The following is a 23,329-nucleotide window of genomic DNA, read 5'->3' on the forward strand; positions in this document are numbered from 1 at the left end:
CCGTCACGCCTTCCGCTGTGGGGCGTTCGCGGCGGCGGCGCAAAACAGCGGATCGGACGCTCTCAGACCCTGCCGCCAGCGACGCGGCCGAAGGAACGACACTGCCATGACATTTATCACGCCATCCATCACGCCATGAAGCTGACCATCGAACGGGCCGCCCTGCTCAAGTCCCTTGGCCATGTGCAGAGCGTGGTGGAGCGGCGCAACACCATTCCGATCCTGGCGCATGTGCTGATCGTTGCCGACGGCGATCGTCTGTCCCTGACGGCGACCGATATGGACCTGACCATGGTGGAAAGCGCGCCGGCGGACGTGGCCAACAGCGGCCAGGCGACGGCGCCGGCCCACACCCTGCACGAGATCGTCCGTAAGCTGCCCGACGGCAGTCAGGTGGCCATCGAGCGCGACGATGCGGGCGGCCGCATTACGGTGCGCGCCGGCCGTTCGCGCTTTACCCTGCCGTGCCTGCCGGCGGAGGACTTTCCGGCGCTGGGCAGCGGCGACCTGCCGCACGCTTTCCGCCTGCCGGCGAAGGCGTTGCGCGAACTGATCGACCGCACACGCTTTGCCATTTCCACCGAGGAAACCCGCTACTACCTGAACGGCATCTATGTCCACGCCGCCGCCAGTGACGGCGATGGCGGCGGAGACGGTGGGGGCCCGGTGCTGCGGGCGGTGGCCACCGACGGCCATCGTCTGGCCCGTTTCCAGATGGCCGCACCGGACGGCGCCGGCGATATACCCGGCATCATCGTGCCGCGCAAGGCGGTCAACGAGCTGCGCAAACTGCTGGACGACAGCGAGGAGGAAGTGCAGGTCTCGCTGTCGGAGGTGAGCGTGCGGTTTGCCTTTGATGATGTGGTGCTGACCAGCAAGCTGATCGACGGCACGTTCCCGGACTATGAGCGGGTCATCCCGTCGGCCAATGACAAGGTGATGGAGGTTGACTGCAAGACCTTCGCCGCCGCGGTGGATCGCGTGGCGACCATCTCCACCGACCGGTCGCGGGCGGTGAAGATCGCGCTGGATGCCGGCACCATCACCGTTTCGGCGACCAGTCCGGAAAATGGCAGCGCCAGTGAAGAGGTGGAGGCGGCCTATGATTCCGATGCCATTGAGATCGGTTTCAACGCCCGCTACCTGCTGGATATCACCGACCGCATCAGTGGCGACGACTGCCGCTTTGTGCTGGCCGACGGCGCTTCGCCCACCCTGGTGCGCGATGGCGGCGCCCCTGGCGCGCTTTATGTGCTGATGCCGATGCGGGTGTAGGCCTTTGACGCTGGCGGCCGATACGGCTCGGCCTTCGCCTCTGGCGGCCTATGGCGCCGGGGCGGATGCGGCGCAGGACGGCACCGCCGGCTGTGTGGCGCTGCGTCGGCTGACCCTGACCGGGTTTCGCAACTATGACCGGCTGCGTCTGGATCTGGACGGTCGGCCGGTTGTCCTGGCCGGCGCCAACGGCGCCGGCAAGACCAATCTGCTGGAAGCGGTCAGCTTGCTGGCGCCGGGTCGCGGGCTGCGCCGGGCGCGCCTTGCAGACATGGCGCGGCGGCAGCCGGCGGCGGAAGCGGCAGAGCCGACCGGTGCGGCGGTGGCGGAGGCGGGCGATCTGCTGTGGGCGGTGTCGGCGCGCATTGCCGGCTCGCCACTGGCGACCCATGGCCAGGACCTGATCGAGGTGGGCACCGGCGCGATTGTTGCCGCCGCCAGTGACCGGGCCGGAAGCGACACGACGGGAGGCGACACGACGGGGGGCGATGGGGCAGGCGGCGAAGACGAGGCGGCGGCCAGCGTCCGGCGCGTCAGCCGCATCGCCGGCAAGGACGCCGGCGGGCCGCAGGCGCTGGCCGGCGTGGCCGCCATGATCTGGCTGACACCGGCCATGGACCGTCTGTTTGACGACAGCGCCGGCGAGCGGCGACGATTCGTTGACCGGTTGGTCCATGGCGCCGACCGGGACCATGCGGCCCGGGTCAGCGCCTATGAGCGGGCGTTGCGCGAGCGCGGCCGGCTGCTGCGCGGCACCCGGCCCGATACCATCTGGCTGGCGGCCCTGGAAAGCGAAGCGGCGGCCTATGGCGTGGCCATTGCCGCGGCGCGGCGACAGATGGTGCGTCGCCTGGACGGGGCGCTGGCGGAGGGGCTGGCCGGTGATGCTTTTCCCGCGGCCGGTCTCCACATGGCTGGCGAAGTGGAGACGTGGCTGGACGAGAGCCCGGCGGTGGTGGCGGAAGACCGGCTGAAGGCGGCGCTGGCCAGTGGCCGGACGCGTGACGCCGAAGCCGGGCGGGCGCTGCGCGGGCCCCACCGCAGCGACCTGGTAGCCCATCATCGGGCGCGCAACGTGCCGGCGGCGGGCTGCTCCACCGGCGAGCAGAAGGCGCTGCTGATTTCCATTGTGCTGGCCTATGTGCGCCAGCGCGCCCGTGAGGATGGCGCCGCGCCGGTGATCTTGCTGGACGAGGTGACGGCGCACCTGGACAGCGTTAGGCGCGATGCCCTGTTCGAGGCGCTGCTGGAGAGTGGCGCCCAGGCGTGGCTGACCGGCACCGATGCGGCCCTGTTCCAGGCGCTTGGTCCCAGGGCCCAGTGCTTTGCCGTGGCGGCCGGCCATCTGACGCCGCTCGACTGAACGGCCCACACGCAATTCATAAGTGAAACAGAACCGGACATTTCCATGAGTGACCCTGCCAAGCCCCTTCCGCCCGAAGCGACGCCCGAAGCCACAGGCAACGCCCCTGATGACGGCGCCTATGGCGCCGAGCAGATCAAGGTGTTGCGCGGCCTCGATGCGGTTCGCAAGCGGCCGGGCATGTATATCGGCGACACCGACGACGGCTCCGGCCTGCACCACATGGTCTATGAGGTGGTGGACAACGCCATTGACGAGTCGCTGGCCGGCCACTGTGATTATATCGACGTGCAGCTTGAGCCTGACGGCTCGGTGACGGTGACCGACAATGGCCGCGGCATACCGACCGAGATTCACTCCGAGGAAGGAGTCAGCGCGGCCGAGGTGATCATGACCCACCTGCATGCCGGCGGTAAGTTCGACCAGAACTCCTACAAGGTGTCCGGCGGCCTGCACGGCGTCGGCGTCAGCGTGGTGAATGCGCTGTCGGCGCAGCTTGACCTGCGCATCTGGCGCGGTGGCAAGGAATACACCATGCAGTTTCGCCACGGCGACCCGGTCTCGCCACTGGAAGAGGTGGGTCCGGCCCCGCTGGACCCGGCACGGGGCAAGCCGCGCACCGGCAGTCAGGTGCGCTTTCTACCGTCAGAACAGACCTTCACCAAAACGGTGTATGATTTTGCCACCCTGGAGCATCGCCTGCGCGAGCTGGCCTTCCTCAATTCCGGCGTCACCCTGGTTCTGACCGACGCGCGCGGCGTCGAGCCGAAGCGCGAGGTAATGCACTATGAGGGCGGCCTGGAGGCCTATGTCGCCTATCTGGATTCGTCCAAGACGGCGCTGCATCCCAAGCCCATTCTGTTCAAGGGCGAGCGCGACGGCATTACTGTGGAAGCGGCGCTGGAATGGACAGACAGCTTTCACGAGACGGTTCTGTGCTTCACCAACAATATTCCGCAGCGCGACGGCGGCACCCATCTGGCCGGCTTTCGCGGCGCCCTGACGCGGACCATCAATGCCCGCGCCCAGGACAGTGCCAGCGCCCGCAAGGCCAAGGTGCAACTGTCCGGCGAGGACGCCCGCGAGGGCCTGACCTGTGTCCTGTCGGTCAAGGTGCCGGACCCGAAATTCTCGTCCCAGACCAAGGACAAGCTGGTGTCCAGCGAAGTGCGGCCGGTGGTGGAAGGGGTCGCCGGCGAACAGATCGACCGCTGGTTTGAGGAACATCCGGCAGAGTCGCGCCGGGTCATCGACAAGATCGTCGAGGCGGCAGTCGCCCGTGAAGCGGCGCGCAAGGCGCGCGATCTGACGCGGCGCAAGGGCGCGCTGGACATCTCGTCGCTGCCGGGCAAGCTGGCCGACTGTCAGGAGCGTGATCCCACCAAGTGCGAGCTGTTCCTGGTGGAGGGCGATTCCGCCGGTGGCACCGCCAAGCAGGCGCGCAACCGCCGCTTTCAGGCGATCCTGCCGCTGCGCGGCAAGATCCTGAATGTGGAGCGGGCGCGCATGGACAAGATGCTGGGCTCGGCCGAGATCGGCACCATGATCGCGGCGCTGGGCACCAGCATCGGCCATGACGAGTTTGACCTGGCCAAGCTGCGCTATCACCGCATCATCATCATGACCGACGCCGATGTGGACGGCAGCCACATCCGCACCCTGCTCCTGACCTTCTTCTATCGCCAGATGCCGGACATTGTGGAGAACGGGCACCTCTATATCGCTCAGCCGCCGCTGTTCCGGGTCAAGCGCGGCAGCGGCGAGCGCTACCTCAAAGACGAGGGTCAGCTCGACGATTATCTGATTGCCTCCGGCGTGGCCGGCGCGGTGCTGACCCTGCACAACGGCAGCGAAATCGCCGGCGACGATCTGGCGACGGCGGTGGAGCAGTCGAGGCTGGCCACGCGGCACATCGAGTCCATTGCCCGCGCCGTGCGCGACAGCGACGTGGTGGAGCAGGCGGCCATTGTCCGGGTGTTCGACCCGGCCCTGTTCGACAACCGCCAGGACGCGCAGGACGCCGCCGACTATCTGGCGCGCCGCCTCAACGTGCTGTCACCGGAACACGAACAGGGCTGGACCTGCGCCCTGCATGACGGCATCGGCATGACCGTGGCGCGGGAGGACCGTGGCGTCACCACCCGCTACGATCTGTCGGAAGCGCTGATCAAGTCCAGCGAGGGCCGGGCGCTGAAGGACATGTCGCCCTTCCTGCTGGAGCATTTCATACAGCGCGGGACGCTGGCCAGTGGCGAGACGAAGACGGCAGTGACGGGACCGCGGTCGCTGTTCCGCACGGTGCTGGCGATGGGTCGCAAGGGAACCACCATCAACCGCTACAAGGGGCTTGGCGAGATGAATGCCGAGCAGTTGTGGGAGACCACGCTGGACCCGGAGGTGCGCCGGCTGCTGCGGGTGCGGGTGGACCATGCGGAGGAGGCCAAGCGCCTGTTCGAGACCCTGATGGGCGAGGACGTGGACCCGCGGCGCGAGTTCATCCAGACCAACGCCCTCAAAGTCGCCAATCTGGACGTTTAGGGTGCGCCGCCACCGTGCCGGCGTCCTTCGCCGGCGAGCCGCAGGAAGGCATCGCCGTCGCAGGCGAACAGGCTGACGCCGGTCTGTGGGGTTGCAATGCGCTCATAGAGATTGACCGCCGGACGGTTGCGCATGTCCGTGCCCCAGAAGAGAAAGCCGCCGCCCGCGTCGCGCACATTGGCCGCCAGCCGCGCCAGCATGGCCCGCGCCATGCCCCGCCTGCGCCATGGCGGCGCCACATAGAGGTCCAACACATAGGCCCCATGACAGGCGAGATCCGTATCATAGCCCGCGGTCCACAGGAGAAAGCCGGCCGGTCCGCCGCCGGCCTGGCGGGCGTCGCCGCCATTGTCAGCGTCATCCCCACTGTCGTCGGAGTGGGCGCCTTCGGAGTGGAGGCCGCCGCCGCCAGCAGTGGCGGGCCAGACCAGCAGCCCCTGGAAATGCGGCCGATCACCAAAACCGTCGCGGCGGATGACTTCGGCGGTGAAGGGCCTGGCCGGCTGGCCGAAGGCGGCCTGAAACTCGGCGAAGAGGGTAGCCAGTGCCGGCGCGTCGTCGGCACGGAGCGGGCGAATCTCAAAGGGCGTGCGGCGGCGGAACATGGCAGGGACCGGTCAGGAGAAGAGGCATTGGCCGGGGCGAGAGTAGAGGGCGCGGTGCGGCCGGTCGAGGTGACGGTCCTGTTGCAGCATGACGGCGGGCGGCAGGCCGCTCTGTCCGCCGGCGGGACCTTGTGAGCAAACCGTCGAAAAGGCAGGCGGCGCGACTGGCGGCCGACCCGTCGGCGCGCCCGACCGGCCGCGGCAGCGGCAAGAAACGTGGCCCGTCAGGCGGCGGCAAGGGTTCGGGTGCGGCGCCGGGTAAATCGCGGCGTACAGCGGCGACCGGCAGGGGTCGCGGCCGGCGGGCCGCGGACGGCGCGACCGGTCGCCGCCGCAGTCTGGTCGGCCGTCTGCTGGTGTGGGGGTTGGCGGCGGCGGTCTGGGGTGTCATCGCGCTGACCGGGCTGCTGGCCTGGTGGGCCAGCGATCTGCCGGACCTGGCCGATGCCCGACCCCTGATCCGCCAGCCGAGCGTCGTGCTGCTGGACGCCAGCGGCCGGCCCTTCGCCCGCTTCGGCCAGACCTACGGCGGGGCCGTCACCCTGGACCAGGTGTCGCCCCATGTGGTGCCCGCCCTGCTGGCGGCGGAGGACCGTCGCTTCGCCGATCACAGAGGGATTGATCCGCGCGCCCTGGTGCGGGCGACGGTAGCCAATGTGCGGGCCGGTCGCGTCACCCAGGGGGGCTCCACCCTCACCCAGCAGCTGGCCAAGAACCTGTTCCTGACGCCGGAACGGACGTTCCGCCGCAAGGCGCAGGAAGCGATGCTGGCGCTGTGGCTGGAGCGGCGCTTCAGCAAGGCGGAGATTCTGACGCTCTACTTAAATCGGGTCTATTTCGGCGCGGGCGCCTATGGCATCGCGGCGGCGGCGGAGCGTTTCTTTGACAAGCCGCCGGCCGAACTGACGCTCTACGAATCGGCCATGCTGGTGGGCGTGCTGACCGCCCCGTCCAGGCTCAATCCGGCGAACAATCCGGACGGCGCGGCGCGCGGCGCGCGGCGGGTGCTCGACGACCTGGTGGACTGGCGGCGGCTGACGCCGGAGCAGCGGGCCCAGGCCCTTGCCACGGCGCCGTCGGCGCCGACCGCGCGGGCGGGAAATGCGCGGACGCTGGCCGGTGGCGCCGGCGCGGACAGGGTGCCGCGCCAGGCCCGTTACTTCGCCGACTGGGTCGTTGATTCGCTGACCGACTATGTGGGGCCAAGCGAGCGCGACCTGGTGGTCGAAACCAGTCTCGACCCGGCGTTGCAGGCCCTTGGGGAGTCGGTGGTCGCGGCGGTCATGGCCCGTGACGGGGCCGGCCGTGGCGTCGCTCAGGCGGCGCTGGTGGCGATGCGCCCTTCGGGTCAGGTGGTGGCCATGATCGGTGGGCTGGACTATGGCCAGAGCCAGTTCAACCGCGCCGTGCAGGCGCGCCGCCAGCCGGGCTCCGCCTTCAAGCCGGTGGTGTTTCTGGCCGCGCTGGAGGCCGGGCTGACCCCCGACAGCCAGGTTCTGGACGCGCCGATTGTGCTGGGCGACTGGCATCCGGGCAATTTCGACGACACCTATCTGGGGGTGGTCAGCTTGCGCACCGCCGCCGCCCGGTCCCTCAACTCCGTAGCGGTGCGGCTGGTGCAGCAGGTGGGCGCGGCGCGGGTGGTGGCGGCGGCGCGGCGGCTGGGCGTGCTGTCGCCGCTGCAGCCGTTGCCGAGCCTGGCGCTTGGCACCGAAGAAGTGACCCTGCTGGAGCTGACCAGCGCCTATGCGGTCTTTGCCTCGGGCGGCCAGGCGGTCAGGCCGTTTGGCATCCGCACGGTGGCGGTGAGCGGTGGCGGGGCGGGTGCTGAACCCTTTGACATTTTCCGGCGACAGCTATCGCCGGCGCCGGCGGTCGTCCGGCCGCGCGACATTGGCCACATGCATGAGTTGCTGGGTGCGGTGATGGGTGACGGCACCGGCCGGCAGGCGGCGATCGGCCGGCCGGCGGCGGGCAAGACCGGCACCAGTCAGGACCAGCGCGATGGCTGGTTCATCGGCTACACCGCCGATCTGGTGGTGGGCGTGTGGGTCGGCAATGACGATTCCAGCCCGACCGGCGGACCAGCCGGTGCGGTCACCGGCGGCAATCTGCCGGCGATCATCTGGCATGACTTCATGCTGGCGGCCCACAACGGCCTGCCGGTGCGGCCACTGACCATGCCGGCGCCGGTCACCGGCGGCGGCTTGTTCGGTGGCGGCGCGAGCACGGGCGCCGGCAGCGGCGGCGGACGCGGCACGGAGTAGGGTCGGGCTCAGCCGCGCCTGACGGCGGACTTGCGCGGCGGTGGCCTGGCGGCGGGCGGCCCTGTGTCGCCCGCACGTGGTGGTGCGGCGGCGTCGCGCCCGCGAAGACGCCGGATGCGGGCGCGGTGGCGCGCCGCCATGAACGGCGACCAGACAAACAGGTGAATGAGAATGCCGGCGGTGCCGCCACCGAGCCAGGCAGTCCAATGGCCGCGCGATCCATCAGGCAGGAGGCCGAGAGCGGTCAGCCCATAGGCAGCCACGACGCCGGCCATGATCCAGACCGTAACGCTGTTGCGGCCGGCATTGTACCGCGCGCCGATGACGTCCAGGGCATGGCTGGCGCGGGAGACGAAATGGCTGGACCAGCCCTGCGTGGAAAAACCCATGATGCTCAACCGAAGGGAAAGCGCTCGGGGGCCAGCCGGTGCAGCACCCCGTAGAGGATAAAGGCGGCGGCCGGCCCGACGCCGAACAGGAGGACATCGCCGAACCGGCCGTGCAGGCGGAACAGGCCGAGCCACTCCAGAGCCGCCACGGCGAACATGCCACCGGCGGCCAGGGCGATGACCAGGTAGAGGATGGCGGTGATGCGGCCGCGCCTGAAGGCGGGACGGGGTGGCTGACGGTCGCGGGGCAGGGACATGATCTGACTCTAGGTGAGCCGCCCTGTGCGGTCCAGCAATCAGCCGCGGCGGATCACGCTGCCCGCGCGAAAGCTCTTTGTTTTTCTGGTGTTTACCGTGGTCGCGCCGGGCTGTGGATCATTCATGACCGGCACGGCGGCAGGCGCTGTCGGCTCATGTGGCGACGGTGGTGGGGGCGCGGCCATGGCCGCCAGCCCGGCGCGAGCACCACCAGCACGGACATACAAACTTCGCCGCTGTTGTTGCCGGTAGCTTTGCAGGTTGTATTGCGGCGGCGGGCCACCGGCACGGCGGACCAGCCCGACCCCCAGGGCCAGACCGATACCGGCCAGCAGCATGACCAGCAGAAGCCTGCCGCCGTTCAGCGGAACCAGGCCGATGATCTTGCCGGCGGCCACCAGGCCAACGGCGAAGACGGCCCAGACCACAGGCCCCGGCCCGGAATTGCCATAGCGGGTGGGGTGTGAACCCGGCGCGCGGCGCGCCGTGCCCGGCTTGCCATCGCCATCGAAATCATCAAAGACACTGGCTGGCATGGGTCCGTTGCCGAGCCAGCGGGCGACGCTGATGTCACGCGGAGCCGGTTTCTGGTCGGTCGTATCCGCCGCCTCGGACATGAGCCGGTCGGCGGCCCACACCCGGCGTGTCAGATCGCGGTGGTCACGCCCCGCCGGCACGTCGTCGCCGCTGGCAGATCATCTCAGGCCACCGCCTCCATGGTGTCGCCGCCATAGACCTGGTCGGCGCGTTCCTGCGCCGGCATGCCGTCGGCGCCGTAGTAGCGCCGGACATTCTCATGCACCGGCCGGCGGTCCCAAGCCTGCAGCCACAGGCGCAGCAGATGGCGCCGCTGTGCCGGGTCGTCATGATCGGTGAACGCGGTGCGGGCGTGAAAGGTTGTGTAATTGTTGAACAGGATGAGCTCGCCGGGCGCCAGGCGAAACTCCAACCGGAACGTGTCGCGCTTCATCATCTCTTCCAGCGCGTCGATGGCCGCCTGGTCCGCCGCCGACAGACCGCCGGTGAGTTCCTTTGCCGCGTCGGTGATGTGGCCACGGAGATAGACCACGCTGACCTTGTCGCGGCCCTGATCGTCAACGGCGCGGGAGAAGACCGGCACCTTGTAGGGGGTGATGGGTGGCTCACCCGGCGGCGCCTGGTTGTTCCAGTCATAGCGCCAGCCTTCATAGAGGAGGGCCAGCGCCGCAGGGTTCTCCCGCAGCAGAGCATCATGGATGCCCAAGGCGTTGAGCAGCAGGCTGTCGCCACCGGACTTTCCCTGACGCAGACACAACAGGCCGACGATGTCATCGCTGTCATTGTGGAAGTGCAGCTCCTGGGACGAGCGATAGCCGCGCGCGCCGGGTTTCCCCTTTGAGGCGTCCAGCACATGGCCGAGGCGGTCACCGCGCAGGCTTTGCGATACCGCGCGGCCCCAATGACAGCCGATGCCCCAGTACATCCACACCATGTCATCGAGGGCGAGACGGTCGGCCGGGAAGCCGCGGGCCAGAACGAAACCGCGACCCTGGGTCACCTCATGGCCGATGGCCGCGATGGCGTATGCGGCGTCCCCCAGAGGAAAGTCCGCTTTGGTGGTGTCGGTCATGGACTTGCCGCTGGCACGGGCCACCGTCACGGCCTTTTCCAGCGCCGCCACATGAGCCGGCGTCAGGTCATAGGCAAAGGCGTCCCTGGAGGGAAAATCGCTTGCCCGCCACAGGGCCGAGGCCTCGCCAGCCGGTTTCAGGTCGGCCCTGTCCATGGTGACTCCTCAGTCGGCGGCCAGAGGCCAAGACTAGGCCGGATCGGCGCAACCGGTCCAGACCGCGGGTCCGGAAGCGCCGGCCCGGCTCATGGGCCGGTTCAGGTGTCCATGGCGGTGCAGCGGATCAGCGAGCGCAGGTGGCCGGTAAAATCGTTGATCGGGTAGTGCAGGGTAAAGCGGTTGTCCCAGATGGCCACCATGCCCGGCTGCCAGCGCAGCCGGCAGGTGAACTCCGGCCGGGTCATGTGGTGGTCGAGGAAATCGATCAGCGGCTTGCTCTCATACTCGGTCATGCCTTCAAAGCGCACGCCGAACATGCGGTTGAAATAGAGTCCTTCCGCGCCGCTGTCGGGATGGGTCCGCACCACCGGATGAATGGCGGTCTGGCCTTCGCGGTCGGGCCGGCCGGGACCTTCATAGCTGTGCACCGCCTTGAGCCCGCGCAGCATGTCCTGCATGGCCGGGGTCAGGGCGGCAAAGCTGGCGACGGTGCTGGCGAAACCGGTGTCGCCGCCGACCGGCGGCAGCACCCTGGCGTGCAGCACGGAGTAGAGGGCGCCGGGCTTGCGGAAGGTGACATCGGCATGCCAGGCGGTGCCGCCGAAGAGTCGGGTGCCGTCCGGCTCTTTCCGCATCTCCAGAACTTCCGGAACGGCCGCGTCCTTGATCACGCCTTCGTCGGAATGGTGGCTGAAGACGGGACCGAACTGAGCGGTGAAATCGCGCAACTGGCGCGGCGTCAGATCCTGACCGGTGACGAACACCACCAGGTGACGGGCCAGCGCGCGGCGGATGATGCGGGCAGTGGCATCGTCGGGCGCGGACAGGTCGAGACCGTCCATGGTGGCGCCGACAGGCGGCGTCAGCGGCGTGATGGTGACGTCCGGCCCGTTATGGCCCGGGCGGGTCTCAGGAGCGGTAATGGTCATCGCAAAGTCCTCTGCAGGGATTCGTTTCAGCGTGGTGCGCGATGACGGTCGAATGAGTCATCGGGAGGTTCCATCGCGACCGGCCTACAAATGACGACACAGGCGGTGGGCTTCGAACATGGCGGCATGAATATCCCGGCTGGCCACCGCATCGCCGACCCGGTGCAGCACATAATCTCCGCCACCCTCCGCCACCGGTTGTGGTCGGTTGTCCGCCAGGGCATCCAGGTCTGTCTCGCCGCCATTGCGCGCCGCGCCGGCCAGAGAGGAGAAGAGCTCGTCATCGGGCACTGTTCCCTGGCTGACCACCACATGATCCACCTCGCGCTCGCTGCGCTGGCGACTGTATTCGTTGAACAAGGTGGCGACGAGGCGGTTGCCACGCCGGGATACCCCCAGCAGGCGGGTATCAGGCGTCAGCCGGACGTTGCTTTCATAGAAATGACGTAAATAGACCGGGAAGTTCTGGCCGCCGGCGCTACGGCCCACATGGCGGTCAGGCGATACCATTTCGACCCGGGCTTTGTGGCGCAGGACATCGGCAAGCGACAGGGCGGCGTGGCCGCCGTCTTCGTCGTAGAGCAGGACATCGCCTGTCGGCAGCGCCGGTTCGGCCAGCACGTCAGCCGGTGTGGTCACATGCTCGGCGCCGCCCTCGGCCAGCCATGGTTCGGGCAGGCCGCCCGTAGCGATGACGACGATGTGGGGAGATTCCGCAGTAATATGACGCGCTTCCGCCAGGACGTTCAGTCGTACTTTGACGCCCAGGGCGCGAACCTCGCTATCGAGCCAGTCGGCGACACCGATCATCTCTTGCCGCCAGCCGGCGCGGGCGGCGGTAACGATCTGGCCACCGAGACGGTCGGCCGCCTCGAACAGAGTCACGGCATGGCCCCGTTGCGCCAGCACCCGCGCGGCCTCCAGCCCGGCCGGACCACCACCCACCACAACCGCCCGGGCCGGCGTGGCGCTGTGCGGAATGTGGTGGGACAGAAGGTGTTCACGGCCGGATACCACATTGTGCTGACACAGCGTGTCCTGACCGCGATAGATGCGGTCCATGCAGTAGCCGGCGCCAACGCACGGCCGGATGCGATGGGCCTCTCCACGGTGCAGCTTGGCCACCAGATGAGGATCGGCCAGCAGGGGTCGTACCATGCCGACCATGTCCAGATGGCCGGCGGCGACGGCGTGATTGGCGGTGGACACATCGGACAGCCGCGCGGCATGCATCACCGGCAGGCCGCTTTCGTCCCGGGCGCGCCTCACCAGCGGCAAGTAGGGCGCCAGTGGCCAGGCCATGCCCGGATAGGTCTCAGCCAGACCATGAGTCGTGCCGGTGTAGGCGCCATTGATGTTGAGGAAGTCCACCAGGCCCGAACGGCCGAGCCGTCGCGCCAGGGCAGCGCCTTCCTCCACGCCGAAGCCGCCTTCATTGGACTCGTCCATGGCGAAGCGCACGGCCACCAGAAAGTCCTTTCCGACGGCGTGACGCACAGCGTCCAGCACCTGGAACAGCAGGCGGCTGCGATTGTCAAAGTCGCCGCCATAGTCATCGTCACGCCGGTTCGAGATCGGCGACAGAAACTGTCCCAGCAGGTGAGCGGTCGCCAGTATCTCGCACCCATCCAGCCCGCCTTCGCGGCAGCGCCGGGCGGCGGACGCAAATGAGCCGATGATGCGCCGAATATCCGCCGGGGCCATGGCCCGCGGCACCGAGTGGTGGGCCGGATCGCGCACCACTGATGGCGCAATGGTGGGCAGCCAGTCACCGCTGTCCCATGTGGTGCGCCGTCCCATGTGGCTGATCTGGCACATGAGGGCGCAGCCGTGCCGGTGGATACGCTCGGCGAACTGGCGGAACGACGGGATAACGCTGTCGGAGCCCACATAGATCTGGCCGTAGATAGAGCCTGAATCCCGCGCCACATTGGACGAGCCGCCGAACATGGTCATGGCGATACCGCCCCTGGCTTTCTCTTCGTGGTAGAGCTGATATCGCAGGCCGGGCTTGCCATCCTCCGCATAGCCCGGAGCGTGGGCCGCACCGACGATGCGGTTCTTCAGCTCCAGGGGCCCGATACGCAACGGCGCCAGCAGGGCATCAAATCCCACTGTCTTGTTTGGCGGGCCCGGGTTCGCAGAGCCCGGGCGGCCGGAGCCGGTTTGAAGCGTAGCGTCGGCCATGACGGCCTCCTCTAATGATCAGCTATTGGACAGACGACGGTTCTGCAAGATCGGATTGACCTTTCCCAGATGGGTAAAGGACAGGTGGACATGGTCGCCGCCGACATTCTTCTGCATACCCTGGCTGGTCCGGGCAGCCTTGCAGCCGAACCAGCGATCCCTCCCCGGCCGCGCCGCGCCCCCTCCTTGATAGCTTCCTGAACGCCGTAGGCGTCGTCCAGCGGCATGTGGGGGAAAACATCGAGGGTTTCAGGAATACGCCCGCGCGATGCACAGGCGGCAAGCACCCGGGCCACCACCTCATCGCGCTATCATCGCCTCCTGCGGACTCGTGCCTGGTGAACCGACTCAGTCCAGCTTCGGCAGGCCGAAGGCGTCACTGCCGCCCATGACAGCGGCGCCGAAGGCGTCGGCCAGCTTGTCAATGTCGCCGCCCATGTCGCGTGAGCCATCCACCGGCGGGAAATGGCGCCGCACATCTTCAACAAAAGCGCGCAGCGACGGCGCCGGTTCGCTGTTCGCCGCGGCCAGGCCCTGGCTGGCCGTCGCCGCCAGCATGGCCAGCAGCAGATCCACATAGCGTGACACGCTGTTTTCCGATTCCCACGCCTGAAACAGCGGGAAGATAGTATCGGTCTGAGTGTCGTGGCCGACATAGAGCGGAATGGTGGCGGGCGCCGCCTCGTCCTGGATGCGTCGCGCCATGTCATAGGCGGTCGTGGAGAAGAAGAAGGTGGAGCCACGCCGGCCATTTTTTTGAATCATCAGGCGGTGCGGCAGGCGGCTGACCTCGCCATTGTGCAGCAGCGCCACCTGGCGCGCGGCAATGGCCGCCACGTCGGCCCACGCCGCCTTCATCCAGTTGACCATCTGATAGGCCTGGGGCACATGAAAGCCGCCGGTGGTGATGCAGCGGCCATAAGGCGGCGCCGCGTCGGGGCCGAGATAGACCGGGTTGTCGTTGACCTGCGTGAGGGTGATGTCCGCCGCCCATTCCAGCCGTGACAGGGAATGGAGCAGATGGCCCAGTACGCGGGTCAGGATGCGCCAGCTAATGGGCGACTGATATTCGCGCCGGTCATCGCCGGAGAGGTCGGCCAGGTCCCGGTTCAGCAGGTCAATGGCCTCATGCTCGAAGGGGTCGATGAGCACCGACTTGAGGGCCGGGTCATAGGGCTGGGTCCCCATGTGGCCGACATCGATGGACAGGGCGAAGACCCGCGTCGCCAGTTGCACCCGGCGGCGGGTGCGCAAGGCCATGTCGCCGAGAATGCCGGCCGAGCAGCCGGAGCCGTTGCGCAGCGCGTTCTGGTCGCGCACCTGGCTCATTTCGCCCATGAGGTGGTGATACAGATTGAAGAACTGATGCAGCTCGCCCTCTGAATCCTGGGCCCAGCGACGCACCACCGGCAGCGGCCGGCCGTCCAGCATGTCGGCTACCGCCTGGGCGGTCTCAAGACTGACCGCCGCATAGCCCGACACATAGTTGAGCAGGCGGGTCATGATCATGGCGCGGACGATGCGCGGCGGCATTTCAGGCCCGACCGCCACTGACTGAATGAAGGAGGGGTGCTTGGCCATGGTCTGTCGCTCCTCGGCATTGAGGAGTTTGGCCGCATTGTCGCCGAAGCCGGTGGTGACGCCGTAGATGTGCAAGCCTGGCACGGTGTCCACCATGTGCAGGAAATCGGCCCGTGACTTTTTCATGCGGGCCAGCGCGGCCGGACCGAACCGGACGGGCTGGCCCTGCCAGGCGACCCGCCGCAAGTTGGTAAGATTGAAATCTTCTACACTATCCAGAATGACGGTCATGTCCCGATTCCCTACGGCGTTCAGGCGATAATGGTCAGCATAGTTTTCAATCTGACAAAGTGGCCGGGCCCCTTGCAATCGAAAAGGACTCATTCAATATTTGAGCCATACTCAACCAAGCCTGGTTCCCTGGATGTCCGCGCTGCCGCCTTTCGCCGCCTTGCGCGCCTTTGAGGCGCTGGGCCGTACCGGACGTTTGCGGCCGGCGGCGGCGGAGCTGGGCGTCAGCCCCAGCGCCGTCAGCCATCAGATTCGCAACCTGGAGGCACACCTGGGCGTGGCGGTGGTGCGCCGCGCCGGGCGCGGGCTTGAACTGACGGCGACCGGTCAGGCGCTACTGCCGTCGCTGACCATGGCGCTGGGGGAGATTGCCAAGTCGGTGGGCCGAATCCGCGTGACGCCGGACACACGGCCGCTGTCGGTGGCCATGACGCCGGGTTTCGCGTTGCGCTGGCTGGCCGCACGGTTGCACCGGTTCCGCGAACGCCACGCGGAGCACGCTATCCGCGTGGTGACCATCAACGGGCCGGTGGACTGGGACGATCCGGCCATTGACATGGGCATCCGCTTCGGCGACGGCCAGTGGCCCGGTCTGCACGTGACATCCTTTCTGGGCGACGCCTTCTTTCCGGTTATCAGCCCGGCTCTGCTGCAGCGTGGTCCGGCCGTAAAAAGCATCGCCGACCTGGCCCACCACACACAGATCCGCGACGGGCTGAGCATCGGCTGGGACGACTGGCTCGCCATGGCCGGGGCGTCGCCTTTGACGCCGAAGAGCATATTGCAGGTGGAGGATCCGGCGATCGCCCTGCAATACGCCATTGACGGTTATGGCGTGGCGCTTGGCCGGCGGACCACTGCTGGCGGCGACATCGCTTCAGGCCGGCTGGTGGTGCCCATCGGCCCGGCGGTCGAGACCCTATGGCAGCACCACATTCTGTGCCGTCCGGAAGACCGGATGCGGCCCGCCATCGTGGCGTTTCGCGACTGGCTGCTGGAGGAAGCCCGCCTCAGCCGCGATGGGAGCGGGGAGAGCGGCGGAGATAGACAGGCAGACGGATCAGCAGCGCCAGTGCGGCGCCGGCGACGGCCGAGGTAATCAGCAAGGATGCCGGTTGCAGGGTGACGACGCCGGCGACCTTTGCCCCGGCGACGGCGCCGGCGCCGAGGATAAACCAGACCACGGCGCCGGGCGCCTGGCGGCCATAAGGGGTCGGCGTACAGGTGGCATGGCGGCGCATGGCGCGGTTGGCGCCTTCGTCAGCGAACCAGGCGTCATGGCGGGCGGGCCGCATACCAAAGCAGAACATGGATGAAGCCTGACCCGTCGCCGCCATGGTGGCAACGCACGCATGGTCACATCCCGGTCAGCCGCCGTCAGGTCAACCGATACGGTGGAGCGACTGGCCGTGGTGGTGCAGCCAGGCGCGGGCCCAGTCCATGCGCTCGGTCAGGCTGGCGCACAGCCGCCAGAAGCGGTCGGAGTGGTTGGCCTCCACCAGATGGGCGATCTCATGGGCCACCACATAATCGAGCACCGGCTCCGGCGCCATGATCAGCCGCCAGCAGAAACTGACCGCCCCGTCACTGGCGCAACTGCCCCAGCGGGTGCGGGTGTCGCGCACACTGACCGGACCGACGGCGCGCTGAATGATGGCCGCTTTCTCATAGGCCCGTGCCGCCATTTCGCGCCGCGCCTCGCGCCGCAGCCAGTCATGAACGCGGCGCGACAAGTGTTCCGGCTGGCCGGTGACCATCAGCCCGTCTTCCTCGCGCCAGACCCCGCCGCGACGGGTGGGACAGTGGCGGATGATCAGCTCGTCGCCGAGATAGGGCAGGAACGCGCCTGGCGTAAAAGGCAGGTGCGGTTCAACCCGCGACAGGCAGGCGGTGATCCACTGGCGATGCTGGGCGGCGAAGGCCAGGCCCTCGGCATAGGTGGCGCGACGGGGCAGAACCAGCTCCACGCCCTGACCGTCCAGCCGCATGTTGAGCGAGACGCGTCGCGCCCGGTCGCTGCGCCGCGCCGGGATCTCGATTGTGGTGCCCGGCACGCGGACAAGCCGCGTCCAGGTCTGGCGGGGGGCGGACGGGCGCTGGCGCAGGAGGCTCATGGCGGCACTATCTAACGACGCCGCAGGTCATCGGCAAGTGAGGAACGCGGTGCATTTTCCCCGGTCACTCCGTCGTTGGCGCAACAGTGAAAACGCATCGGCCGCGTCTGTGCAAAAACCATGTCCGCGCTGGTAATTGTGGTGCGGAGTCCAGCCCACTAGGGTCGGCAAATGACGCAGCCCTCGCCACAACCTGAACCCGTCAAAGCGTCGCCCCTGGTGGCGCTGGCCTTTCTCGGCGCGCTGGGATTCCTCTGGGGATCCAGCATCAACATCGCCAAGTTCCTGTCACAGGAAGGCGTACCGCCAGTGGCCTATGTCTTCTGGCAGGCGCTGGGCGCGGCGATTGTCATGGGTGCCATCGTGCGCCTGCGCGGCGAGCGTCTGGTGATGACCGTGCAGCACCTGCGCTTCTATGCGGTGACCGGGCTGTTCGGCATTGCCATTCCCAACATGAACGCGTTGTTCGTTCTGGGCCATCTGTCGGCCGGAGTGACGGTGTTGATCATCTCGGTGTCGCCGCTGATGGTCTATGGCTTCACCATGGCGCTGCGGACCGAACGGTTCGACGGGCTCCGGGCGCTTGGCATGCTGCTGGGGTTCGGTGGCGTTCTGGTGGTGCTGCTGCCGCGCTCCAGCCTGCCGTCGCCGGACCTCATACCGTGGGCGGCCATGGCTCTCATAACGCCGCTTGGTTATGCCATCGCCAATACCTATGCCGCTCTGGACCGGCCGACCGCCGGCAATTCCCTGACCCATGGGCTCGGCTATCTGGTGGTCGCCACCTTGCTGATGGGACCGACCATGGTGGTGACCGATCAGGTGTGGCTGCCGCTGTTCCCGCCAAAGCCGGCGGACCTCGGCCTGCTGCTGCAGATCGCCGCCACGTCCATCGCCACGCTGGTCTGGCTGGAGCTGGTCCACCGCGCCGGCTCTGTCTATATGAGCCAGGCCGGCTATCTGGTGACGCTGGTGGGCATCGCCTGGGGCATGGTGTTGTGGGGCGAGCGCCATTCCGCCTGGATCTGGCTGGCCCTGGCGCTGATTTTCGCCGGCATCGCCCTGGTCAATATCGGGTCGTTCCGCCGCCGGCCCCGGGAATGACGCGGACGGGCGCCGGTGGCTAGGCCGCCTGCGGCAGGCTGGACAGGCGGAAGCCCGCCTGCTTGAGGCGATCCTGCAGCGCCGCCACGTCCGCGGCGGACAGCGCCATGTTGGGCGGCCGGCATGGCAGCCACGCGGTGTCGCCGGACTCTGCCGCCAGAAAGCCCTTGAGCGCCGGAATTACCGGCGGCCCGGCGAAGGCCTTGCGGGCGGCGGTCAGACGGTCCTGCAGGGCGTCCACCTGTTTGGCATTGCCGTCATGTTGCCAGGCGGTGAAGACGGCGCCGGACAGGGCCGCCGTCACATTGACCGTAGCGGAAATGCAGCCGACGGCGCCGGCGCGCAGGCCCTTGAGCAGAAACTCTTCTGACCCCGGCAGCAGGCGGAAGCCTGGATTGTTCTTGAGCGTCGCCGCCATATTGTCCCAGTCACCGGAGGAATCCTTCATGCCGACCACCGTGTCCGGATAGGCCTTGACCAGACGGGTGACGAGCTCCTGGCTCAGGGGAAAGCCAACCTGCTGCGGGAAGTTGTAGAGGTAGAGGCGCAGCTTGCTGTCGCCGACCCGCTGGATGGTTTCAGAGAAGGCGGCGAACAGGCCGTCATCGGAGACGCCCTTGTAATAGAAGGGCGGCAGCATCAGGCAGCCGGCCGCACCCATCTCCAGGCAGCGGCGGATTAGGCGCACCGCGTCGGGAATGGCGCAACTGCCCACACCCGGGATCAGACAATCACCAGGGATGTCGGACTGGCCATAAGCGTCGAGCACCGCCATGCGCTCGTCCACCGACAGGGAATTGGCCTCGCCCGTGGTGCCGAGCGGCGCCAGGCCGTCACAGCCATTGGCCAGCAGCCAGTGGCCGTGCGCCATGAGGCGCTTGTGATCGATCTCCAGGTCCGCCGTCATGGGCGTCAGCGAGGCAGCGAAAACGCCGCTCGGACCGCTCTCCATGAGTTCGCTCTGGCTGGTCATGATGGGCTCTCCTCAGGCAGTTCAAGGGGCGGGTCAGGGTGTGACGTCTTGGCGACGGGCATTTCAGGCACCGCCAGGGCGGCGGCGGCCGGCGGCATTGCGCTTGCCGGGTGGGGCGATGGCGGCGGGATCGGTGTCCGGCCAGGTGACGATGTGCTCCTCCAGCTCGCCGGAGTCATCCTCCGACACAGTGCGTCCGCGCACCGAAATCCCCGCTGTGTGTATCGTTTCCGGATCGCCGGAGACAAGTGGGTGCCACCACAGGAGGTCGCCGCCCTCGGCCAGCAGGCGGTAGGCACAGGACCGCGGCAGCCAGGCAATAGAGGCCAGGTTGCGCCGGGTCAGAGTCATGCAATCCGGCACCAGCCGCCGGCGGTCGGCATAGTCGGTGCAGCGACAGGTCTCTCCATCCAGCAGGCGGCAGGCGACTTCGGTGAAATCCAGTTCGCCGGTGTCTTCATATTCCAGCTTGTGCAGGCAGCACTTGCCGCAGCCATCGCACAGACTTTCCCACTCGGCCCGGCTCATCTGGCCAAGGCTCTTGCGCCGCCAGAACGGGACGTCGCCCTGGGCCGGGGCGCTGGCGGCGTCTGCGTCTGCGGCCGGCCTGGCCAGGGCCATGGCCTCGCGCCAGAGGGATTCGAGCGGCAGTGCCGGCGGCTTGCGCCGGCTGGGGGAAAGCGGCTTGGCCGGACGGGAATTGGTCGGGCGGGTCATGGCCTATCATGAGCCGGACGGCGCGTTTGAGCCAGCCTCGGCGCAACCGGTCATGTCCGGTTAACCCTATACTCACGGATGGCGGCGCAGTGTGGCGCCATGGACACCCTGTTCACGCGCCTTGGCGGGCGTCTCTCCGAACTGGCCCCGGACCTGGCCACAGGCCTGGTCCCTATGGCGGCGCTGTTCGATGCGACGGCGGCACCGCCGGCCGCCCTGATCGCCCTGCTGGCCATGGTGCTGGAGGCGGGGCTGGGCCGCCGGGTCTGGTTCTTTGCCGCGCTGCCGACGCCGGCCGCCATGCTGCGCGCCACTGCCGGCAGTCTTGGCCGGCGGCTCGACCGCGAGGGGCGTGGCCGGCGGACGCTGGTCATGCGCGGCCTGATCGTGACCATGCTGGTGGGCGGCGTGGCCGGCGTCCTGGCCACAGTGATCGCCTTGGCCGGCGGCCGCCTGGCCTATGGCTGGCTGCTGGAGACAGTGGCCCTGGCCAGCCTTGTGGGTCAGCGGGCCAGCCTGGCCGCCGCGCGGCATGTGCGGCAGGCGGCGCTGGGCGGGCGCGGGCTGGCGCGGGCTTACGCTGCGGTCAGCGGCCGGCCGCCGGCGCGGCGCGATGATCATGGCATTCAGCGCGAGGCGGTGGAGGACCTGGCCACCGGCTTTGCCCTGCGCGTGGTTGCGGTGCTGTTCTGGTATCTGCTGCTGGGTCTCGCCGGCGCGTTTGTTTATGTGGCCGTGCTGGAGACGGTGGCGGCGCTCCGGCGTGGTCCGGGCCCGGCAAAGCTGATCGCGGCGGCGCCGGCGGCGCTGCTGGAGGCGGTGGCCTTCGTGCCGGCCCGTCTGGCCGGCTTGATCATGGCGCTGGCCAGCCTTTCGGTGCCGACCACCAACCCGTGGCGCGCCTTCAGAGTCCTGGCACGGGAATCGCACGGCCATTCGTCACGTCTTGCCGGCTGGCCGCTGGCGGCGACGGCCGGGGCGCTTGGCCTGTCACTGGCCGGGCCGTGGCAGACCGCCACCGCGGCCGGCAAGGAGCCATGGATCGGTCAGGGCGGACGGGCACGGGCGGAGCCGGCGGACCTGCGCCGCGCCGCGTGGCTGTTCGCGGTGTCGTGTCTGGTGACGGCGGCGCTGGTCGCTGCCACCGGCATGATCGCCGCCTGAGGTCAGGCAGGGACGGTCGGCCCGGGGACGGTCCGCTCAGGGAAACAGACGCAGCGCCTCGCGCAGGGCATCGGCCCCGGCATTGAACGCGCCGCGGCCGGCAAAGATGTCGGCGACGGAGGTCGGCTGGCCGTAGAACTCATCATTGCGCGACGGTCGCGGCCGGATCAGCGATCCTTCCAGCGCGCCACCGCCGAACAGGCCGCGCGCCCGGGTGAAGGCATAGACGTCCTTGTCCAGGTTGGCAGTGGTGGCCGCTTCCAGACCGATGCCGATGGGGCCGACCGCCACACTGACTTCGCCGCCCAGTTTCACTTCGTTGCGGCGCAGCGCGGCCAGCGCTTCTTCCGACATGACCAGCAGGATCACCTCGGCGCTCTGCACACCGGCCTGCAGGCCGATGGAGCCGGAGGCAATCAGATAGAAGGCCGGCAGGCTCCACCCGCCGTCCTGACGGACCAGCATCACCGCCTCGCCGCCTTCGCCACCCACAATAAAGCCGGCCTTGACCAGTTCCGGCACGATGATAACCGCGCGGGCACGGTCGAGCAGCGGCCGCATGGATACGAAATCCTCATCCGTATGCAGGGACTGCACGGTGGTCTGGGCGCGATCAACGATCTCCTGAGCCGATGTGGCCAGCGCCGGACGCGGCGCCAGCAAAGCGGCGGCCAGCAGGACCGCTGTCGCCAGCACGGCCAGGGCATGGCGGTATGTCGCAGGCGATAGGGATCGGAAGGTCATGGGCGATGTCTCCTTGCCAGGTCAGGCCGGCCGGAAGGCGCAGCGCTGATCCATTGTCGACCGGCGGCCGGGCCCTATGCAACCGGCCGGCCGCATAAGGCCGGGTGCAGCCGGTCGAACGCGGTCAGTAGCCCTTGCGGCGGTTGACGCGGTTGCGCAGGGGCCGGCCAGCCAGCCAGCGTTCAAGATTGGCGAAGAATATGTCGAGAGAAAGGTCCATATAGTCGCGCGTATCATCGACGCTTATATGCGGCAGGATGATGAGTCCGGGCGTCGTCCACAGACGCGAGTGGGCGGGCAGCGGCTCCTGCGGCAGAACGTCGAGGATGGCGCCAGAGAGATGACCGGCGTCCAGCAGATCGGCCAACGCCTCATGGTCCATGATCGGGCCACGACCGACATTGATGACACCGGCGCCGGGCGGCAGGGCGGACAGGCAGGCGCGGTCAATCAGGCCACGCGTCTCTTCGGTAAGCGGTGCGGCGATGAAGAGAAAGTCGGCCGCGGGCAGCATCCGCAACAGATCGGCGGGACGGCCCATCTCATCCACATAGCGGCGCGGCCGGCCCGAGCGGCGCACCCCCAGGACATGCAGGCCCAAGCGTTTGGCCTCGCGCGCCGCGGCCCCTCCCAGATCGCCGGCGCCGAGGACAAGCACGGTACGGCCGTCAATGCGCGGCCGTCCGGCCCGCTTGTCCCAGACCTTGTGCTTCTGTTTTTCCAGCAGCCGCGGCAGACCGGCATGAAGCATGAGCAGCGCCATGCTGGCGAACTCCGCCGCCTTCTCCACATGGACACCGGAGGAGTTGGTCAGCACCGTGTGCCGGGGCAGCCAGGTGAGCGGCGCCAGCTTGTCCACGCCGGCGCTTGTGGAGTGCAGCCAGCGGGCGGCGGGCGCCTGCTGCGCGAAGTCCGGCGGGTGAGGAATGTCGCCGACGATGATGGCGGCGTCGCTGATGCCTTCGGCCAGTCCGTCACGGCCGACGCTGAAACTCAGATCAAGACGGCGGGCAAGCGCCGGATACCGCTCGGCGGCACGGTCGAACGACTCAGGCGACGGGTCATCATGGACCGGCCCGCCGTGCGAGCAGGCGGCATGAACGCGGATGCGGCCCGTCACGT

General features: G+C 68.2%; 21 protein-coding genes. 7 read left to right on the plus strand and 14 right to left on the minus strand.

Going from position 1 to position 23,329, the window contains the following annotated elements:
- The first annotated feature begins 135 nt into the window (after positions 1–135).
- The 3 genes from dnaN to gyrB are packed head-to-tail and all read left to right on the plus strand — an operon-like array spanning position 136 to position 5,176.
- A complete protein-coding gene (gene dnaN, locus RIE31_08625) occupies positions 136–1,275 on the plus strand; it encodes a DNA polymerase III subunit beta (GenBank protein ID MEQ8640652.1) in 1,140 nt (379 codons plus the stop codon).
- A 4-nt stretch (positions 1,276–1,279) separates the two neighbouring features.
- Positions 1,280–2,638, plus strand: a complete 1,359-nt coding sequence (locus RIE31_08630) for a DNA replication/repair protein RecF (GenBank protein MEQ8640653.1) — start codon at positions 1,280–1,282, stop codon at positions 2,636–2,638.
- A gap of 45 nt (positions 2,639–2,683) precedes the next feature.
- Entirely contained in the window at positions 2,684–5,176 is a 2,493-nt protein-coding gene (gyrB, locus tag RIE31_08635; GenBank protein MEQ8640654.1) for a DNA topoisomerase (ATP-hydrolyzing) subunit B, read from the plus strand.
- Here the strand turns inward: gyrB and RIE31_08640 are convergent.
- On the minus strand, positions 5,173–5,781 hold the full coding sequence (locus tag RIE31_08640; GenBank protein MEQ8640655.1) for a GNAT family N-acetyltransferase: 609 nt from the start codon (positions 5,779–5,781) through the stop codon (positions 5,173–5,175). The two genes, gyrB and RIE31_08640, sit on opposite strands and share 4 nt — an antisense overlap.
- Positions 5,782–5,912: 131 nt before the next feature.
- Here RIE31_08640 and RIE31_08645 point away from each other — a divergent pair, with 131 nt between their 5' ends.
- On the plus strand, positions 5,913–8,048 hold the full coding sequence (locus RIE31_08645) for a PBP1A family penicillin-binding protein (protein MEQ8640656.1): 2,136 nt from the start codon (positions 5,913–5,915) through the stop codon (positions 8,046–8,048).
- Between the two features lie 8 nt (positions 8,049–8,056).
- On the opposite strand, the gene RIE31_08650 is transcribed toward RIE31_08645, so the two are convergent.
- The 7 genes from RIE31_08650 to RIE31_08680 all read right to left on the minus strand — a co-directional run bounded on the left by RIE31_08650 (position 8,057) and on the right by RIE31_08680 (position 15,391).
- Positions 8,057–8,437, minus strand: a complete 381-nt coding sequence (locus RIE31_08650) for a hypothetical protein (protein MEQ8640657.1) — start codon at positions 8,435–8,437, stop codon at positions 8,057–8,059.
- A 5-nt stretch (positions 8,438–8,442) separates the two neighbouring features.
- Positions 8,443–8,694, minus strand: coding sequence for a hypothetical protein (locus RIE31_08655; GenBank protein MEQ8640658.1), 252 nt, complete (start codon positions 8,692–8,694; stop codon positions 8,443–8,445).
- A gap of 39 nt (positions 8,695–8,733) precedes the next feature.
- Complete coding sequence (locus tag RIE31_08660) at positions 8,734–9,312, minus strand: hypothetical protein (protein MEQ8640659.1); 579 nt, start codon at positions 9,310–9,312, stop codon at positions 8,734–8,736.
- A gap of 83 nt (positions 9,313–9,395) precedes the next feature.
- Positions 9,396–10,460 (minus strand): TauD/TfdA family dioxygenase, encoded by a 1,065-nt coding sequence (locus RIE31_08665; GenBank protein MEQ8640660.1) that lies wholly within the window; start codon positions 10,458–10,460, stop codon positions 9,396–9,398.
- 101 nt (positions 10,461–10,561) lie between these two features.
- Positions 10,562–11,392, minus strand: a complete 831-nt coding sequence (locus RIE31_08670) for a TauD/TfdA family dioxygenase (protein MEQ8640661.1) — start codon at positions 11,390–11,392, stop codon at positions 10,562–10,564.
- 84 nt (positions 11,393–11,476) lie between these two features.
- The gene (locus RIE31_08675; protein MEQ8640662.1) at positions 11,477–13,579 is read right to left on the minus strand and encodes an FAD-dependent oxidoreductase; all 2,103 of its coding nucleotides are present in this window, start codon (positions 13,577–13,579) and stop codon (positions 11,477–11,479) included.
- A 348-nt stretch (positions 13,580–13,927) separates the two neighbouring features.
- Positions 13,928–15,391, minus strand: a complete 1,464-nt coding sequence (locus RIE31_08680) for an aromatic amino acid lyase (protein MEQ8640663.1) — start codon at positions 15,389–15,391, stop codon at positions 13,928–13,930.
- Between the two features lie 133 nt (positions 15,392–15,524).
- Between RIE31_08680 and RIE31_08685 the strand changes: the two genes are divergently transcribed.
- Positions 15,525–16,490: a LysR substrate-binding domain-containing protein gene (locus tag RIE31_08685; protein MEQ8640664.1), complete on the plus strand. Its 966-nt coding sequence runs from the start codon at positions 15,525–15,527 to the stop codon at positions 16,488–16,490.
- On the opposite strand, the gene RIE31_08690 is transcribed toward RIE31_08685, so the two are convergent.
- Together RIE31_08690 and RIE31_08695 are read right to left on the minus strand one after the other, a co-directional pair.
- A complete protein-coding gene (locus RIE31_08690) occupies positions 16,402–16,728 on the minus strand; it encodes a hypothetical protein (GenBank protein MEQ8640665.1) in 327 nt (108 codons plus the stop codon). The genes RIE31_08685 and RIE31_08690 overlap by 89 nt on opposite strands.
- A gap of 45 nt (positions 16,729–16,773) precedes the next feature.
- Positions 16,774–17,505: a SprT family zinc-dependent metalloprotease gene (locus tag RIE31_08695; GenBank protein MEQ8640666.1), complete on the minus strand. Its 732-nt coding sequence runs from the start codon at positions 17,503–17,505 to the stop codon at positions 16,774–16,776.
- 171 nt (positions 17,506–17,676) lie between these two features.
- On the opposite strand from RIE31_08695, the gene RIE31_08700 reads away from it, so the two are divergent.
- Positions 17,677–18,609 carry a DMT family transporter gene (locus tag RIE31_08700; GenBank protein ID MEQ8640667.1) on the plus strand — a complete coding sequence of 311 codons (933 nt, stop codon included), beginning with the start codon at positions 17,677–17,679 and terminating at the stop codon, positions 18,607–18,609.
- A 19-nt stretch (positions 18,610–18,628) separates the two neighbouring features.
- On the opposite strand, the gene RIE31_08705 is transcribed toward RIE31_08700, so the two are convergent.
- Both RIE31_08705 and RIE31_08710 read right to left on the minus strand, forming a co-directional pair.
- The gene (locus RIE31_08705) at positions 18,629–19,582 is read right to left on the minus strand and encodes a dihydrodipicolinate synthase family protein (protein MEQ8640668.1); all 954 of its coding nucleotides are present in this window, start codon (positions 19,580–19,582) and stop codon (positions 18,629–18,631) included.
- A gap of 63 nt (positions 19,583–19,645) precedes the next feature.
- A complete protein-coding gene (locus RIE31_08710) occupies positions 19,646–20,203 on the minus strand; it encodes a YcgN family cysteine cluster protein (GenBank protein MEQ8640669.1) in 558 nt (185 codons plus the stop codon).
- A gap of 195 nt (positions 20,204–20,398) precedes the next feature.
- Here RIE31_08710 and RIE31_08715 point away from each other — a divergent pair, with 195 nt between their 5' ends.
- Complete coding sequence (locus tag RIE31_08715; GenBank protein MEQ8640670.1) at positions 20,399–21,463, plus strand: cobalamin biosynthesis protein; 1,065 nt, start codon at positions 20,399–20,401, stop codon at positions 21,461–21,463.
- A gap of 36 nt (positions 21,464–21,499) precedes the next feature.
- Here RIE31_08715 and RIE31_08720 read toward each other — a convergent pair whose 3' ends face one another.
- Entirely contained in the window at positions 21,500–22,207 is a 708-nt protein-coding gene (locus tag RIE31_08720) for a lipid-binding SYLF domain-containing protein (GenBank protein ID MEQ8640671.1), read from the minus strand.
- A 124-nt stretch (positions 22,208–22,331) separates the two neighbouring features.
- The gene (locus tag RIE31_08725) at positions 22,332–23,327 is read right to left on the minus strand and encodes a D-2-hydroxyacid dehydrogenase (protein MEQ8640672.1); all 996 of its coding nucleotides are present in this window, start codon (positions 23,325–23,327) and stop codon (positions 22,332–22,334) included.
- Positions 23,328–23,329: the final 2 nt, after the last annotated feature.

The sequence above is a fragment of the Alphaproteobacteria bacterium genome, assembly GCA_040218575.1.
Taxonomy (GTDB): Bacteria; Pseudomonadota; Alphaproteobacteria; order JAVJRE01; family JAVJRE01; genus JAVJRE01.